Origin of the sequence: Streptomyces sp. UNOC14_S4 (assembly GCF_020740835.1) — a bacterium.
GTDB lineage: Bacteria > Actinomycetota > Actinomycetes > Streptomycetales > Streptomycetaceae > Streptomyces.
Genome location: NZ_JAINFC010000174.1, coordinates 1 through 13994 on the forward strand (window position 1 = coordinate 1; position 13994 = coordinate 13994).

Sequence of the window (13994 nt, forward strand, 5' to 3'; positions counted from 1 at the left end):
GGATACGGCGGCGCCGGTGCGCCAGGAGACGACGCCGGGGTGGCGGAGCCGCGCGGCGGAAGCGGTGGGGGCACGGCTTCGGGGGCTCACTCGCCTCCAGCGGGCAGCGGCCGCGTATCTGGCAGCCGCCCTGCCGGTGGCCCTCTGCCTCTGCGCCACCACCAGGCAGTGGCGGGGCCTGCTCTTCTGGGCCCTGGGCGGCCTGGGCGTCTGCCTGCTGTCGCTCTACGAGTACGGGCTCGACCTGCGCCTGCGGTGGGCCCTCTTCAGGCGCGGCGTGACGGTCGTGGCAGGCACCCACGAAAGCCGCTGGGACCTCCAGGGCACGCACCAGTACGTGTACCACTTCCACGACACGCGCGGCCGCCGCTACGAGTGCGTCTCCTCTTGGCCGACCTCCAACGGCGAACTCCGCTACGACCCTGAGGACCCGTCACGGTCCCTGGTGTCGTCGTGGGCACGGCTGCCGGTGATGGCATTGGTCCTGACCCCGCTGGTCGGAGCACCGGGGGTGGCATGCGTGCTGGGCTTCCCGGTGTGGGCGATGGGGGTGCTGCCCTGAAGCATCATCGCCACGAGTGGTACAACACGAACGAGCCACGAGACACACGCTGTTCCGAAGGGTCACAAATGACCGTAATGCCGGGATCAGCGATAGTGGGCAAATCCCGCCACCCCTCAAGTTAAAGTGGCTGGTCAGCTCCTGTGGTCCCCGCGCACGCGGGGGTGGTCCTGCGGGCCGCTCGACTGGTCACCGGAGATCGCGGTGGTCCCCGCGCACGCGGGGGTGGTCCCAAGGGCGTGCTGGAGCCGGTACACGAGCGGGGGTGGTCCCCGCACGCGCGGGGGTGGTCCCAGGGCGACCAGCCGGATCGGGCCCGGACGAGCGTGGTCCCCGCACGCGCGGGGGTGGTCCCTCGTGGTGTGCGACGAGGTTCACTGGTGGCTGGTGGTCCCCGCACGCGCGGGGGTGATCCCGCCCGGTTGACCTGGCGGGCACGGGTGAGGCCGTGGTCCCCGCACGCGCGGGGGTGGTCCCGACCAGTTCGGCCGCGTCGTGGAACCGGCCCTGTGGTCCCCGCACGCGCGGGGATACCTGCCGCAGCCGCACCACCGCCAGCTGCCCGGCCCTGTGGTCCCCGCACGCGCGGGGATACCCTCCTTCGCAACACAGTCAGCCTCACTGGCCCATGTGCCGCCCCTACCTCAGTTCCTCCCCGTGGCCCGCCCGCCGAGTCAGAGACACGAGCCACGCCAGCCCCAGCAGCGCCACCACGATCAGGCCGCCGTCGGAGACGAGCGTGTAGAGGTGACGCTGCTCCCCCGTGGGGTGCGGGATGTAGCCCTTCTCGAAGAGGGCTCGCTGCTGGGAACTCGCGGTCAGGGCGTAGACGACCCAGACGGCGATGCCGTTGACCGAGTCCCACAGGGCGTGCAGCAAGGAGACGCCCACGTAGGTCGCCAGGACGCGGCGCGTGAAGTGGAAGTGGCCGTCGCGGCGGTCGGTGAGGAGGGCCGCGCCCAGGATCGCCGTCCACAGGCCGTGGCCGAAGGGGGCCAGGACGCCGCGCAGGATCTCCGTCTCGACCAGGTCGCGCAGGGACAGGCCGTGCAGCGTGAGCAGGGCGTTGAACGCATAGCCCGAGCTCTCGAAGGCCGCGAAGCCGAAGCCGACCGCCGCGCCGAGCACCAGGCCCGCGCGCAGGCCGCGCACCTGCGGCCAGCGGCGGAGGACGAACATCAGGGCCGCGGCCTTGACGGCCTCCTCGATCAGGCCCACCCCGACGAAGAGCAGGACGGACGGGTGGAGCAGGTAGTACTCCAGGACGGACGCACCGAGGACGCCCAGGACGCCGCCCACCACGAAGCAGCCGAACAGCAAATGCGCCCCGAGGACCTGTCCGTACCTCTCGTAGGCCCACAGGGTGAAGCAGCCGGGCACGAGGAAGCTGCCGAGCAGGATGAGCGTCGGCAGCAGGTTGGTGTTCTGGGTGGTGTACGTGACCACGATGGCGACACACCACAGCGCCGCTCCCCCGAGCAGACAGCGCCACCACAGCCCCGGCCGCGGCGCGGCGACAGGGGCGGCAGGAGCAGGCGCGGGAGGCGGATGCGGGGGCCTGGGCGGCCACCCTTGGATCTGGCTCATGGGCCACCCGAGTGCGTTCGGACACCGACGTTCCCGACTCTAATCGCCGCGCCCCTCACAGGAGGCTCTGGCATCACCCGTCCGTGACGGCGCGCATGACGCCCGGCGGCCGGTCCGGCCGCCGGGCGTCATGCGTCACTCGGGTATCAGACCCTTTCCGCGTCCACCGCCGGCTCGGTGGCGACGGTCGCGCTCCGGCGGCCGAGGCCCAGCAGGCCCAGGACGACCAGGGCGGCGACCGAGGTCCCGGCGACCAGCCACATCGCGGCCTGGGTGCCGTGGGCGAACATGTCGCCGAAGACCTTGGTGATGTCCGTGTCGGTCAGGGACGTGTGGTCGCGGAGCACGTCGGCGGCGCGCTCGGGGTCGGCGGCCACGTCGTGCGTCCAGTCGCCCGTGGGGATACCCCGGTCGGCCAGGGCCGACGTCAGCGAGGACTCGCCCCGGGAGCGGAACAGGACGACCGCGGCGGCGAGGCCGATGGCTCCGCCGAGGTTGTGGAACGTCCACGAGGAGCCCACGGCGAGGCCCGCCTGGCGCTCGGGTACGGAGGAGAGCGCGGAGACGGTGGCCGGACCGAGGATGAAGGCCCAGCCGATGCCCATCGCGACCAGCGAGGCGGCGAGGTAGCCGAGGGAGCTGTCGGCCTCCAGCCGGGTCAGCAGCAGGGCGGACACCGTGAACATGATGAAGCCGAAGGCCAGCAGCTTCCTGGGGCCGAAGCGGTCGGTGAAGCGGCCCACGAACGGGGAGAGGACCGACATCACGGCCGTGCAGGGCAGCAGCAGCGCGCCGGTGGCATAACCGCCGTGTCCGCGCACCTCGCTGAGGTAGAGGGGAATCAGGAAGAGCACCGAGGTGTAGAAGCACGCCAGGGCGAAGTCGGAGACGATGGCCCCGAGGAACGCACGGTGCTTGAAGAGCTTGAAGCTGATGATGGGGTCGGCGGCGCGACGCTCCACGAAGTAGAAGACGATCAGCACGACCACCGCGAACGCGAGCAGCCCCAGGGTGCGGCCGCTCGACCAGCCCCAGGTCCCGCCCAGGGTGAAGGCGAGCACCACGGCCGGGATGCCGAGGCTGATGAGCACGAGCCCCGCCCAGTCGAGGCCGGGCCCGGCCTCCTCGTTACGGGACTCCGTGACGCTGAACGAGCAGATGGCCAGGGCGATCACGACCAGCGGGACGTTCACCCAGAACACCCAGTGCCAGTCCAGCGCGGAGACGATGACACCGCCGAGCAGCGGCCCGACGGCCAGGCCGAAGCCGTTGACACCGTAGAGCGCGCCGATCGCCCTGCCCCGCTGCTCGGCGGGGAAGGCGTTCTGCACGATGGCGCCGGTGGAGGTGTAGAGCACCGCGCCCGCGGCGCCCTGCAGAAAACGGAACGCGATGAGCCAGCCGGTGCTGGACGCCAGCCCGGCGCCCAGGGAGGCCAGTCCGAAGAGCACGGTCCCGGCATAGAGGACACGACGCCGACCGTAGGTGTCGGCCAGCCGCCCCATCGTCACCATGAACATCGACAGGGCGACGATGAACATGTTGACGATCAGCTGCAGGTCGGTCACGGAGGCGCCCAGATCGGCCTGGATCTGTGGGGCGGCGGTGTTCACGATCGTCAGGTCGATACAGCCGAGGAAGCTGATCAGCCCGACTCCTGTGAACGCCCACCATTTACGGTCGGTTGCTGTTGTCACTGTGTGGTGTCCTCTGTACCGGATCGTGGCGGCCTTGGAACGGTCAGGCGGCTGCCTGGCCGACTGCCGCGCGCTTCTTGAACCTCAGCGACAGCCAACCGCCCTTGCCGGGATATTCCTCGGTGACGAAGAGCCGTTGGGTTTCGGCCATGGCCGTGGTCATCGGCTGCGGATAGATGACGTAGTCGTAACCCTGGTGCGCCCACATCGGCATGATGATGGGGCACTCCTCTATGAGGTACGCCAGGCAGTTCCGGAACGCCTTGTCCGTGTCCGCCTCCGGGTCACGGGCGGTCAGCCGGTCGATGAACTTGCCGATGGTGGCGTTCACCGCCTGCTGATACGCGGGGTTGTTGGCGTACGCGTCCTCGATGCGTGCCCGGAATTCCGGGTAGTCGGCGTCGGACAGCGCCTCGTCCCACCGCAGCACGTCATGCGGAACGGTCAATCCGCCGAGAGTCTTCTCGTTGCGCTCCAGCCAGTCCTCACCTTCCTGCAGGGCCTTCGCATAGGCGTCCTCATGGGAAAGGGAAAGGTAATTGGTGCGCTGCAGCGTGTCGGCGACGGCAATCGTCACCTGCCCGAATCCGCTGCGGTTGATGAGTTCGACCGTGGCCCGGAGTTTGTCGCCCTCGTGGTAACGCTGCCCCACGCTCACCAGCAGAATGGTCCGGGTCCCGGAAAGGGTGAGCTGCTTGGCCGCCTCGCCGAAATTCGCCTTGGTGCGGCCGTCGATGATGAAGTCACTCATGGCGGTTCCTCAGCTCCAGAGGGCAAGCGGTCGGTCCTCGCCGTAGTAGCCGAGGAAGTGTCCCAGGGTGATGCGCGGCTGGTCGCCCGACGGGCGCACCGCGTGGATCTGGCGCGGGTTGAGCAGCAGCAGGTCACCCGGCGACGGCTTGAAGACCACCTTCGGCGGCCCGATCTTGTCCCGGTCGATCCCCCAGGTGCGGTCGCCCATGAGCCCCTTGTACGCGTCCTCGCCGGGCTCGGTCCCCCACAGCTCCAGCTCGCCGCCGACATCCGGGATGTTCATGTAAATGTTGATCGACAGCTGCGCCTTGAGCTCGTGCGCCGACTCGGCCGGCAGATTCCGCTCCAGGGCGTCCGTGTGCGGATTCAGGTCGACGTCCTTGTCCTGGTACCGGCAGATACCGATGAAGGCTTTACGCCCGTCGAGCTGCAGAAGGCTCGCGCCGGGCTTCCAGGTCTCCTCCAGCAGCAGCCGCAGGACATCACTGGGCGCCGCGTACGGAGCGAACAGGTCGCGCATCCGCTGGATATTGCCGCGCGCCTCCGCGTAATAGCGGTCCCGCGAGGCGTCATCGCTGATCTCGGAGAAGGCGAACCCGATGCGCTTGAATTCGTCCGCCTGACTGAGTCCCCCACGATCAGGATGATCGAAGAGCTGCGCCCGTGCCGATGCGAGGGCTTCCGGATTCACAAAGCCCGGTATGTGCACGGCCAGTGCGGTGCCGTTGACGACGGACGTGATGTCGTCATGCGTGAAGTCACGTGCTGTAGTGCGCTTTATCTCGGACATGCGTGGTCCCCGTTGTCAGTGGGAGGCGTTGCGCCCACTACATACGTCGGACCGAAGGTATGTCAATGCACATAGCAACTATGCATAACCGAGGGATTTATGCACGCTCGGTATATGTGCGGGCCTAGAAAACTGGCCGAGATGTTTCCCTCTAGGGGAGCGACCGAGCCCGGGCGCTTATGAAGTACGCCCACGCCGGGGCGGCCACGGTGAAGTGGGGGGCGCCCCGGCGTTTGGAGTCGCGTATGTGGATGTTTTGAGGCTGGACGGCGACCTCTACACAGATCGCCCCTTCGTCGTCGCTGAAGCTGGACTTGAACCACACCAGGTCGATGCTCATAGCTCTTCTGCCAATCTCTGGATGAACCCGATCGAATCCGCAGGGCCGAGCGCGCTCATGCGGATCGCCGCGTAGCGCTTCATCAGTTTGCTCTTCGTCTCCGCGTCGGCGTGCACCGTGGTCGATCCCTGCGCCTCATGGCAGCCGTAGAGCTTGTACTCGGCGGTCTCCAGCATGGTGAACGCACCGTTGAGCCCCGGCACGGCCCCACTCGCCATCGGCAGCACCTGAATCGATGTGTTGCGCGGCTCCGCCGATTCCACGAGGTGACGAAGCTGCCGCTTCATGACCTCAGGGCCGCCCACCAGGCTTCTCAGCGCCGCTTCGTGGATGACGAAGCTGAACAGCGTTGTCTGCTTCCTGAGCAGCTCTTGGCGCCGCATCCGGAACTCCACCCGCGCCTCGACGGTCTCGTCATCGACGGGAGGGCAGTGGCCCCCCAGAAGCGCACGCGCGTACTCTTCGGTTTGCAGCAGGCCAGGGATGAGTAGTGCCTCGTAGGAGTGCACGGCAATTGCCTCGGCCTCGAAAGCCATGTACTCGGCACCGCGACTCGGGCTCGCCTCCGGATCAAGAAATTGATCCGTCGCCGCCAGCTTCCCCTTGGCACCGCACAACTGGTCGGTCACCTCGAGCAGTTGCTGTGACGGACGCCGTCGCCCCTGCTCCATCGACTTGACGGTCTCGGGGGCGTAGCCTGCCTCCTCCGCCAGCTTCTCGCGCGAGAACTTGGCCTCTGTTCGCCACAGCATGACCTGGTGACCGGACAGCTTCCACGTCATCGGCGGCTGATCGTAGATGCTCATGCCTTCACTCCGCACTCTCGTACCACTCGGTACCAAGCGAAGCTAGGCCGCACAAGGCCCATACGGGTCTTACTCGAAGAGATTCTCCCCGTACGAGTGAACGGAAGGGGATTCCATGCGCAGCACACCGCACAGCACACGAAGAACCCGGCTGGTCGTCGCGTTCGTCGCCCTCGCGGCGGTCGCGTTACCCGCGAGCACCGCCGTCAGCGCGGCATCGTCCGCCGCCCCCGCCGCGCACACGGCCGCACAGGTCCGGGACGTCCCCGACATCACCGGCCTCTACAAATTCAACGCGAACGGGTTCGCCGGAACCCTGCGCATCCTGAACGTGAGCCAGGGGCAGGTGCAGGCGGACCTGCGTTTCTACTCCATCGGTCAGGACGAGCACCTGACCGGGACGCTGGATTCCACGACGGGGACGCTCACTCTCATCCGCCCCATGGGCCCCACCGCCTCCCAGACGTACACGCTGTACGCGGGCGGCACCAACACCGACCGGCTGCTGATGTTCGGCGGCTACTTCATGGAGAACGGCGGTCCCCGGACCGGCGCCTCCGCCGAGTTCGTCTGGCGCTGACCCGGGCCCGGGCACGGTGACGCTGTTTGACGTCGCCTGCGCAGGCGACGTCAAACAAGCCGCTGCAGGCCGCTACTTGATCGCCGTCAGCTGCCACTTCTGGTTGTCGCCGTTGTTGGCGAACCACTGGATCACGTTGGCCCCGGCCTCAAGGCCGTTGTTGTAGACGTCGAGCAGCTTGCCGCTGTTTACGTTCGTCAACGTGTAGGAGTCGTTGCCCAGCGGGGACAGTCGCCACTTCTGGGAGTCGCGGGCCGGGTCGATCGTCCACTGTATGACGTTGGCGCCGTCCGCCTTGCTGCTGTCCTGAACGTCGAGGGCCTTGCCGCTGCACCGGGCGACGAGCAGGTAGACGTTCTCCGCGCCCGCGGGCCGCAGCTCCCACGCCTGGGCGTCGGTGCCGTTGGCGTCCCACTGGTAGACGTTCCCACCGTCCGCGGTGCTCGCGCCCGCGACGTCCAGGAGCTTGCCGCTCTGGATACTGGTCAGAGTGTAGAAACCCGTGAGCGCTGTCATGCGGTGTCCTTCGGGAAAGGGGCCCGGCGAGTCCGGGACCGCCGGACGGTAACGGCAGCGCCATACGGCGATCAAGACCGACCGTTCGATTCCAGCCGATCCAGCCGACCCGTCAGGGGGTCTTCGCCGCGGCGGCGGTCAGCTTCTCGCCCGCCTTGGCCAGGGCCTTGGTGAACGCCGCCTTGCCGCGGTCGCCGTGGTCCGAGTAGTTGTTCAGCACCGTCGTGATCGCCCCGTGGCTGCGGACCGTGCCCATGTCGAAGTCCATCTGCATGTCGCCCTGGACGACCTTGAGGGTGTAGCTGACGGAGTCGTCGCCGTACTTCGGCTGCTGGACGGTCTTCTTCACCGTGAGCGTGGCCGGCTTGCCGCCCTGCTTGCCCGTGAAGGTCCCGCACTGTTCGACGGCCGCCTTCAGCCCGGCCATGGCCTTCTCCGCCTGCGGCCGGGTGTAGCCGCTGACGTCCTGGGCCACAGTCGTCTGGTCGCCCTGCTTGGTGAAGACCGCCTGGGCGTTCGCCTTGTGGTCCTCGTCCAGCCGTCCGGTGTTGAGGAGGGCGGCCACGGGCGCGCACAGCGGCTTGACGCCGGAGATGGTGTCCTCGTCCGCGCCCTGCGACTTGTCCAGGCCCGTGTTCGGCTCCGCCTTCCACCCGGTCGGCAGGTCCTTCACCTCGACGAGGGCCTGCTTGGCCTGCTCGGCGGTGATGGACTCCGGGGCGGCCGGCGTCCCCTTGTCCGCAGTCTTGGCGGAGGAGCCGGACTTCTTGCCGGAGTCGGATCCGGAGTCCCCGTCACAGGCGGAGAGCAGCAGGAGCGACGAGACGGCAAGGGTGACGAGAGCGACGCTGCCGGGTCTGACGTACACGTGGATTCCTTTGCGAACGTGAAATATCGACCGCAAGTATGCACAGCCCCGCAGGCCCGCTCCGACGGGGGTCGCCTCCCCCGCGCGGCGGAGGCGGATCGTCGGCCGGACGGAGGCGACCGGGTGCCCGCGGCCGGGAGCCTGGTTCCCATGACGCCCACTGCTCGACCGACCGTCGGATCCACCGCGCCCGGTGCCACGCCCCGTGCCACGCCCCGTGCCACGAAAGCGGTGCTCCGGGCGGTCACCATCGCCGCCTGCCTCCCCTACCTCGCCCTCAAGGTGGCGTGGATCGCCGGGAGTCACCTCGGCATCCCCGAGGGCAGCACGCTGCTCGACCACGAGAACACCATGAGGGCCGTCAATTCGCTGACCGTCCTGATGGACGCCACGGTCATCGTCCTGACCCTGCTCCTGACCCGTCCCTGGGGAACGCGCGTACCCGCCTGGCTGCTCGCCGTCCCCATGTGGGTGGGCACCGGCCTGCTCGCCCCCATCGTGACCGGCTTCCCGGCGACCCTGGCGGCCCGGGTGCTCGGGGCCGGCTCCGCGAGCGCGCGGCCGGGCGGGGAGAGGCCGATGCTGGAGAGCTGGGTGTGGAACGTGGTCTACACCGGCTTCATCGTCCAGGCGCTGGGCCTGGGCGCGCTGTTCGTGATGTACACGCGCGAACGCTGGGCCCCGGTGTGGCGCGGACGCCTCGGGGAGCTCGCGCCGTCCGTCACCGCTCCCGCCCAACGCGCCGTCGCCATCGCGGCCGCGACTCTGGCGCTGGTACCGCTCGTCCTGCACGCCCTGTGGGCGGGCGGTTCGGCGCGCGGGCTGAGCACGACCGTGGCCGAGCGCCGCACCGCCGACTTCCACGTCCTGGAAACGGTGTACGCCCTGTGGGCCGTGTGCATGGTGGTGGGCGTGCTGATGCTCGGCCTCCGTATAGGCCGCAGCATCCGCGTGCTCGTACCGCTCGTGCTGGCGTGGCTCGGTTCGGGGGCGATGACCTGGTGGGGGGCCTGGCTGACGTTCGCCTCCCTGGCGGCCCCGAGTGACGTTCAGCAGCCGACCCCTGTCATGCACCTCACGTACGCTGCCCAGATGATCACCGGATTCCTCGTCGCCGCCGTCGGCGCGTACTTCTTCGCCGAGCGGGGCGCCGAGCGGGCCGAGGGGAAGGCGGCGCGGTGACGCCTGCGGTGAGCCGGAGCGGCGGTCCGGCACGCGTGGCGGCGTTGCGGTGGGTCCACCTGGTGCTGGGCGGCGCGCTGCTGATGCCGTACTTCCTCCTGTCCCTCGTGGTGACCGGGCTGCTCTTCCGCGAAGCGGACGCCCTCCAGGCCCCGCTGCTGCAGTTCGTCGCCTTCGCCGCCGCCCTGCCCGTCGCCGGGCTCACCGCTCTCTTCCCGCTCGTACGGACCCTGGAGGCGACGGCCGCGCGCGCCCTGTGCGGCCTGCCCCGGGACGCCGTGACCGAGGGGCCCGCCACCTCGTGGGCGACGCGGCGCCGGACGGCACTGTGGTACGTACTGCACCTGCTGGCCGGGGGAATCGTCAGCGGGATGACGCTGGCGGCACCGCCCGCGGCGGTCACGCTGCTGCTGCGGCCCCTCATCGGCATCCACGGACCGGGGCCCCTCTGGCCCGGACTCACCGGCTGGTACGCACCGGCGGCCGGGCTCGGTCTGCTCGCCCTGGTGGCCGGTACGGCCTGGGGAGCGGGCCGGATACTCGCGTACTGCGCCCCCGTTCTGCTCGGCCCCACACCCGCCGACCGGCTCGCCGCCGCCGAACGCCGCGTCGCCGACCTGGCCGTACGCAACCGTCTCGCCCGCGAGCTGCACGACTCCGTCGGGCACGCGCTCAGCGCGGTGTCCCTCCAGGCGAGCGCGGCCGGGAGGGTCCTCGACCGCGACCCGGAATTCGTCCGCCAGGCGCTCGCCGCGATCGAGACGGCGGCGCGCGGGGCCGTCACCGAACTCGACACGGTGCTCGGCCTGCTGCGGGAGGAGGGCGAACGCGACGGCCCGTCGTCACACCCCGCCCCGGCCCCGGACCTGACCGCCCTGGACGGACTGCTGGACCATACGCGCGCGGCGGGCGCGACCGTCACGACCACGGTCGGCTGCACCCCGGACCTCCTGCCTCCGGTGGTCTCCCGTGAGGCGTACCGCATCGTGCAGGAAGGCCTGAGCAACGCCCTCCGGCACGCCGGGACGGAAAGCGTGCGCCTGAACATCGGCATCACGACGGAAGGACTGGACATCACCGTGGAGAACCCTCTGCCCGAGGCAGCACACCGCACGAGCGGACCGGTACGGACCGGCGGCGGCCGGGGGCTGGCCGGGATCGCCGAACGGGCCCGACTCCTGGGCGGCCGGACCGAGTCCGGACCGGACGACGGCCTCTGGCGGCTGGCCGTCATACTGCCCCTGGCAGCGGACACACACGGAGGCCGGTCGATATGAAGGCCGGACCACCCCTGCGCATCGTCGTCGCGGACGACGAGGGCATGGTACGCAGCGCGCTCCGGGCCATCCTGGGCGCCGAACCGGACATGGAGGTCGTCGGCGAGGCCACCACCGGCGCCGAGGCCGTCCCCCTCGTCCGCCGACTGCGCCCGGACATCGTGCTGATGGACGTCCGCATGCCCGAGATCGACGGCATCCGCGCCACCGAGCAACTGCTGTCCGACACGCTGGAGCCTGCACCGCGCATCATCGTGGTGACGACCTTCGAGAACGACGCCTACGTCTACGAAGCGCTGCGCGCGGGCGCGAGCGGCTTCCTGCTGAAGCGCGCACACGCCGACGAACTGGTGCAGGCGGTGCGGATGGTCGCCCGCAGCGACTCCCTGCTGTTCCCGGCGGCGGTCCGGGCGTTGGCGGCCCGCCACGCGGGCGCGAGCGGCAGGGCCGCGCGCTCCGCGGAGGCCGCGCGGCGGACCCGGCTGTCGGACCGCGAGGCCGACGTCCTGCGCCTGATGGCCGCCGGCCTGACGAACGCGGAGATCGCGGAACGGCTCGGCATCGGGGCGGCGACCGTCAAGACCCACGTCGCGGGCGTCCTCGCCAAGCTCCGGGTCCGGGACCGTACGCAGGCGGTGATCGCCGCGTACGAGTGCGGTTTCGTGACGCCCGGTTGATGGTTCAGGCACCCACAGCACACCGCTCGCCGGATGCGAAGACCGCCTGGACGGAGGCCAGCGCGCCGACGCTCTCCACCGGATCCCCGTCCACGACCAGGAGATCCGCCCGGTATCCGGGGGCGATCCGGCCCGCCCGGTCGGCGATGCCCAGGGCCTCGGCGGCCTCCGTGGTGGCCATGGCGAGGACGCGGCGCGCGGGCACGCCCAGGTGCTCGTAGAACGTCAGGCTGCCCGCCAGCGACCCCGCGAAGCCGGTGCGCTGCACACCGGCGTCCGTGCCCGCGACGAGGCGCACCCCCGCCTCCGCCATCCGCCGGATCGCGGCGAACATCGGCTCGATGCGTTCGGCGCCGAAGACCTGCGGCAGCATGCGCCAGTTGGGGCTGACCGTGACGCAGACCCGGATGCCGTCCTCGACGATCCGCCGCAGCACGTCCTCGCGGAGGTCCACGCGGTTGCCCGGCGCCATCCAGGTGCAGTGCTCCAGGGTGTCGACCCCGGCGGCGACGGCCGCGGCGATCCCTTCCGTCCCGTGCGCGTGGGCCGCCACTGGAAGCCCTGCCGCACGCGCCGCCGCGACGAGCTCCGCGAGCTCGTCGGCCGTGAACTGGTTCTCCCAGATGGGCACGCTGCCCTTGGTGAGGCCGCCGCCCGTCTCCATGACCTTGACGACCTCGGCACCGGCGGCGGCGTTACGGGCGACGAGAGCGCGTATCTCCTCGGTGCCGGCCACCTCGCCGCCGAGGAAGTGGCAGTGACCGCCCGGAGGCGTGGCGGGGGTACCAGCGGAGATGATGTGCGGGCCTGCGGCGGTGCCGTTCGCGATCTCGCGGGCGAGCCGCAGGACGAGTCCGTTCCGGTCACCGAGGTCGCGGATGGTGGTGACCCCGCTGCCCAGCAACTGCGCGGCCCTGGCCCGCATGTCCGCCAACAACTCCTCGTCGTCCCGCTCCTGCAAGGCGGTCACGGGGTCGGCCGAGGCGTCGAAGCACAGGTGCACGTGGGCGTCCATCAGGCCGGGGAGCAGTGTCCCTCCGGGGAACTCGGTCCGTTCCTCGCCGGGCCCTGCCAGTGCCTCGACCTCGGACCGGGGGCCGACGGCGACGACCGCTCCGCCCCTGACCAGGACGGCTCCGTCCATGACGTACTCGGCGTCCGGCTCGGTCAGAAGACGCGCGGCGGTGATCAGCACGGGGTGACTCCAGTCGTTCGGGTTCGTCTCCTGAGCGTATGCGCTCCGCGCGGGAGGGAGGGGGCAGTGCGCGTCTGCGGGCCGGTGGGGGCTTGTCGCGCAGTTCCCCGCGCCCCTGATGGGGCACGAGCGGGGTACTCTGCCCGCCGACACGGGAGCGAGGCAGCCTGCCAATGACGTACGCGAAGACACCGGACGGGACCCGCATCGCCTACCAGCTCCAAGGCGAGGGAGCGCCGTTGGTCCTGCTGGCGGGCCAGGCCAACAATCACCACTGGTGGGACCCGGTCCGCGCCGACTTCCACCCTGCCCGCAGCACCCTCACCCTCGACTACCGCGGCACCGGCGACAGCGACAAGCCCGACACCCCCCACAGCACCGAACTGTTCGCCCAGGACGTCATCGCCGTCCTCGACGAACTCGGCATCGACCGGGCCGACATCTACGGCACATCCATGGGCGGCCGAGTGGCCCAGCAACTCGCGGCCCACCATCCGCACCGAGTGAGCGCCCTGGTCCTCGGCTGCACCTCACCCGGCGGCCCGCACAGCGTCGAACGCGGCAACGACGTCCGCCAAGCCCTGGTCCAGCCTCAGCCCGGAGCCGCTCGGCAGGCCCTTCTGGAGCTGATGTACACCCCCCGTTGGCTCGCCGGTCATCCCGGCCCGCACCACACCCTCGGCGACCCCGGCATGCCCGCCCACTCCCGGCGCCACCACCTCACGGCCAGCAACCGGCACAACGCCTGGGACCTCCTGCCCGGCATCAGCGCACCCACCCTGGTCGTCCACGGAACAGGCGACCTGCTCAACCCCACCGCCAACGCGCCCCTGCTCGCCGACCGCATCCCCGGCGCCCGGCTGCACCTGATCCCCGAAGCCCGGCACGCCTACTTCGAGGAGTTCCGCACTCACGCCAGCCCTCTCGTCCTGGACTTCCTCACGACCGTCGCGCACAAGCCGTAGGGAACACCACAGCGAGACCGGCGGCTCGGGTGGCCTCGGTGACGCGGTGGGACATCAGAGTCACCGAACGGCACCCGTCTCTCCTGGCTGTGGGAGAACGACCGGCACCGGGGCCGCCAGCGAGGCACCGCCCTCGCGCAGAGAGCCGACAGCGGACGTAGGCGCCCCCTACCGGCAGCCGACGTCCGGTGGAGGGGGC

Annotated in this window: 15 protein-coding genes and 1 CRISPR repeat array; of the genes, 6 read left to right on the top strand and 9 right to left on the bottom strand. The window is 70.1% G+C overall.

Annotated features, from left to right (window positions below; genetic code table 11):
- On the top strand, positions 1 to 562 hold a 562-nt coding region (locus tag K6I34_RS17395), incomplete at its 5' end, for a hypothetical protein (protein WP_229327185.1).
- 143 nt (positions 563 to 705) lie between these two features.
- A CRISPR array of direct repeats spans positions 706 to 1156; the repeat unit is 23 nt; unit sequence GTGGTCCCCGCACGCGCGGGGGT.
- 45 nt (positions 1157 to 1201) lie between these two features.
- On the opposite strand, the gene K6I34_RS17400 is transcribed toward K6I34_RS17395, so the two are convergent.
- From K6I34_RS17400 to K6I34_RS17425, 6 genes are all read right to left on the bottom strand, one after another.
- Positions 1202 to 2149: a PrsW family glutamic-type intramembrane protease gene (locus tag K6I34_RS17400; protein WP_238489144.1), complete on the bottom strand. Its 948-nt coding sequence runs from the start codon at positions 2147 to 2149 to the stop codon at positions 1202 to 1204.
- 146 nt (positions 2150 to 2295) lie between these two features.
- Positions 2296 to 3846 (bottom strand): MFS transporter, encoded by a 1551-nt coding sequence (locus K6I34_RS17405; RefSeq protein WP_229327186.1) that lies wholly within the window; start codon positions 3844 to 3846, stop codon positions 2296 to 2298.
- 43 nt (positions 3847 to 3889) lie between these two features.
- Positions 3890 to 4597: a tRNA-dependent cyclodipeptide synthase gene (locus tag K6I34_RS17410; RefSeq protein WP_229327187.1), complete on the bottom strand. Its 708-nt coding sequence runs from the start codon at positions 4595 to 4597 to the stop codon at positions 3890 to 3892.
- Between the two features lie 9 nt (positions 4598 to 4606).
- Positions 4607 to 5389: a 2OG-Fe(II) oxygenase gene (locus tag K6I34_RS17415; RefSeq protein ID WP_229327188.1), complete on the bottom strand. Its 783-nt coding sequence runs from the start codon at positions 5387 to 5389 to the stop codon at positions 4607 to 4609.
- A gap of 151 nt (positions 5390 to 5540) precedes the next feature.
- Positions 5541 to 5729 carry a DUF397 domain-containing protein gene (locus K6I34_RS17420; RefSeq protein WP_229327189.1) on the bottom strand — a complete coding sequence of 63 codons (189 nt, stop codon included), beginning with the start codon at positions 5727 to 5729 and terminating at the stop codon, positions 5541 to 5543.
- Positions 5726 to 6535, bottom strand: coding sequence for a helix-turn-helix transcriptional regulator (locus tag K6I34_RS17425; protein WP_229327190.1), 810 nt, complete (start codon positions 6533 to 6535; stop codon positions 5726 to 5728). Before K6I34_RS17425 ends, K6I34_RS17420 begins: the two co-directional genes overlap by 4 nt.
- A gap of 115 nt (positions 6536 to 6650) precedes the next feature.
- Between K6I34_RS17425 and K6I34_RS17430 the strand changes: the two genes are divergently transcribed.
- Positions 6651 to 7115 carry a hypothetical protein gene (locus K6I34_RS17430; protein ID WP_229327191.1) on the top strand — a complete coding sequence of 155 codons (465 nt, stop codon included), beginning with the start codon at positions 6651 to 6653 and terminating at the stop codon, positions 7113 to 7115.
- Positions 7116 to 7187: 72 nt separating this feature from the next.
- On the opposite strand, the gene K6I34_RS17435 is transcribed toward K6I34_RS17430, so the two are convergent.
- A complete protein-coding gene (locus K6I34_RS17435) occupies positions 7188 to 7631 on the bottom strand; it encodes an RICIN domain-containing protein (RefSeq protein WP_229327192.1) in 444 nt (147 codons plus the stop codon).
- Positions 7632 to 7743: 112 nt separating this feature from the next.
- Positions 7744 to 8499, bottom strand: a complete 756-nt coding sequence (locus K6I34_RS17440) for a hypothetical protein (RefSeq protein ID WP_229327193.1) — start codon at positions 8497 to 8499, stop codon at positions 7744 to 7746.
- 150 nt (positions 8500 to 8649) lie between these two features.
- Between K6I34_RS17440 and K6I34_RS17445 the strand changes: the two genes are divergently transcribed.
- The 3 genes from K6I34_RS17445 to K6I34_RS17455 all read left to right on the top strand — a co-directional run bounded on the left by K6I34_RS17445 (position 8650) and on the right by K6I34_RS17455 (position 11635).
- Entirely contained in the window at positions 8650 to 9681 is a 1032-nt protein-coding gene (locus K6I34_RS17445) for a hypothetical protein (RefSeq protein WP_229327194.1), read from the top strand.
- 83 nt (positions 9682 to 9764) lie between these two features.
- Positions 9765 to 10958: a sensor histidine kinase gene (locus tag K6I34_RS17450; protein ID WP_229327199.1), complete on the top strand. Its 1194-nt coding sequence runs from the start codon at positions 9765 to 9767 to the stop codon at positions 10956 to 10958.
- Entirely contained in the window at positions 10955 to 11635 is a 681-nt protein-coding gene (locus K6I34_RS17455) for a response regulator transcription factor (RefSeq protein WP_229327195.1), read from the top strand. The genes K6I34_RS17450 and K6I34_RS17455 overlap by 4 nt, the downstream gene beginning before the upstream one ends.
- A gap of 4 nt (positions 11636 to 11639) precedes the next feature.
- Here K6I34_RS17455 and K6I34_RS17460 read toward each other — a convergent pair whose 3' ends face one another.
- Positions 11640 to 12830 carry an amidohydrolase family protein gene (locus tag K6I34_RS17460; protein ID WP_229327196.1) on the bottom strand — a complete coding sequence of 397 codons (1191 nt, stop codon included), beginning with the start codon at positions 12828 to 12830 and terminating at the stop codon, positions 11640 to 11642.
- A 173-nt stretch (positions 12831 to 13003) separates the two neighbouring features.
- Between K6I34_RS17460 and K6I34_RS17465 the strand changes: the two genes are divergently transcribed.
- A complete protein-coding gene (locus tag K6I34_RS17465) occupies positions 13004 to 13795 on the top strand; it encodes an alpha/beta fold hydrolase (RefSeq protein WP_229327197.1) in 792 nt (263 codons plus the stop codon).
- Positions 13796 to 13994 lie beyond the last annotated feature (199 nt).

Bases quoted from the DNA above. Each gene is read 5' to 3' on its own strand.
- K6I34_RS17410 (WP_229327187.1), bottom strand. From the start codon at position 4,597: ATGAGTGACTTCATCATCGACGGCCGCACCAAGGCGAATTTCGGCGAG.
- K6I34_RS17450 (WP_229327199.1), top strand. From the start codon at position 9,765: ATGCCGTACTTCCTCCTGTCCCTCGTGGTGACCGGGCTGCTCTTCCGC.
- K6I34_RS17400 (WP_238489144.1), bottom strand. From the start codon at position 2,149: ATGAGCCAGATCCAAGGGTGGCCGCCCAGGCCCCCGCATCCGCCTCCC.
- K6I34_RS17455 (WP_229327195.1), top strand. From the start codon at position 10,955: ATGAAGGCCGGACCACCCCTGCGCATCGTCGTCGCGGACGACGAGGGC.
- K6I34_RS17445 (WP_229327194.1), top strand. From the start codon at position 8,650: ATGACGCCCACTGCTCGACCGACCGTCGGATCCACCGCGCCCGGTGCC.
- K6I34_RS17465 (WP_229327197.1), top strand. From the start codon at position 13,004: ATGACGTACGCGAAGACACCGGACGGGACCCGCATCGCCTACCAGCTC.
- K6I34_RS17430 (WP_229327191.1), top strand. From the start codon at position 6,651: ATGCGCAGCACACCGCACAGCACACGAAGAACCCGGCTGGTCGTCGCG.
- K6I34_RS17420 (WP_229327189.1), bottom strand. From the start codon at position 5,729: ATGAGCATCGACCTGGTGTGGTTCAAGTCCAGCTTCAGCGACGACGAA.
- K6I34_RS17435 (WP_229327192.1), bottom strand. From the start codon at position 7,631: ATGACAGCGCTCACGGGTTTCTACACTCTGACCAGTATCCAGAGCGGC.
- K6I34_RS17425 (WP_229327190.1), bottom strand. From the start codon at position 6,535: ATGAGCATCTACGATCAGCCGCCGATGACGTGGAAGCTGTCCGGTCAC.
- K6I34_RS17415 (WP_229327188.1), bottom strand. From the start codon at position 5,389: ATGTCCGAGATAAAGCGCACTACAGCACGTGACTTCACGCATGACGAC.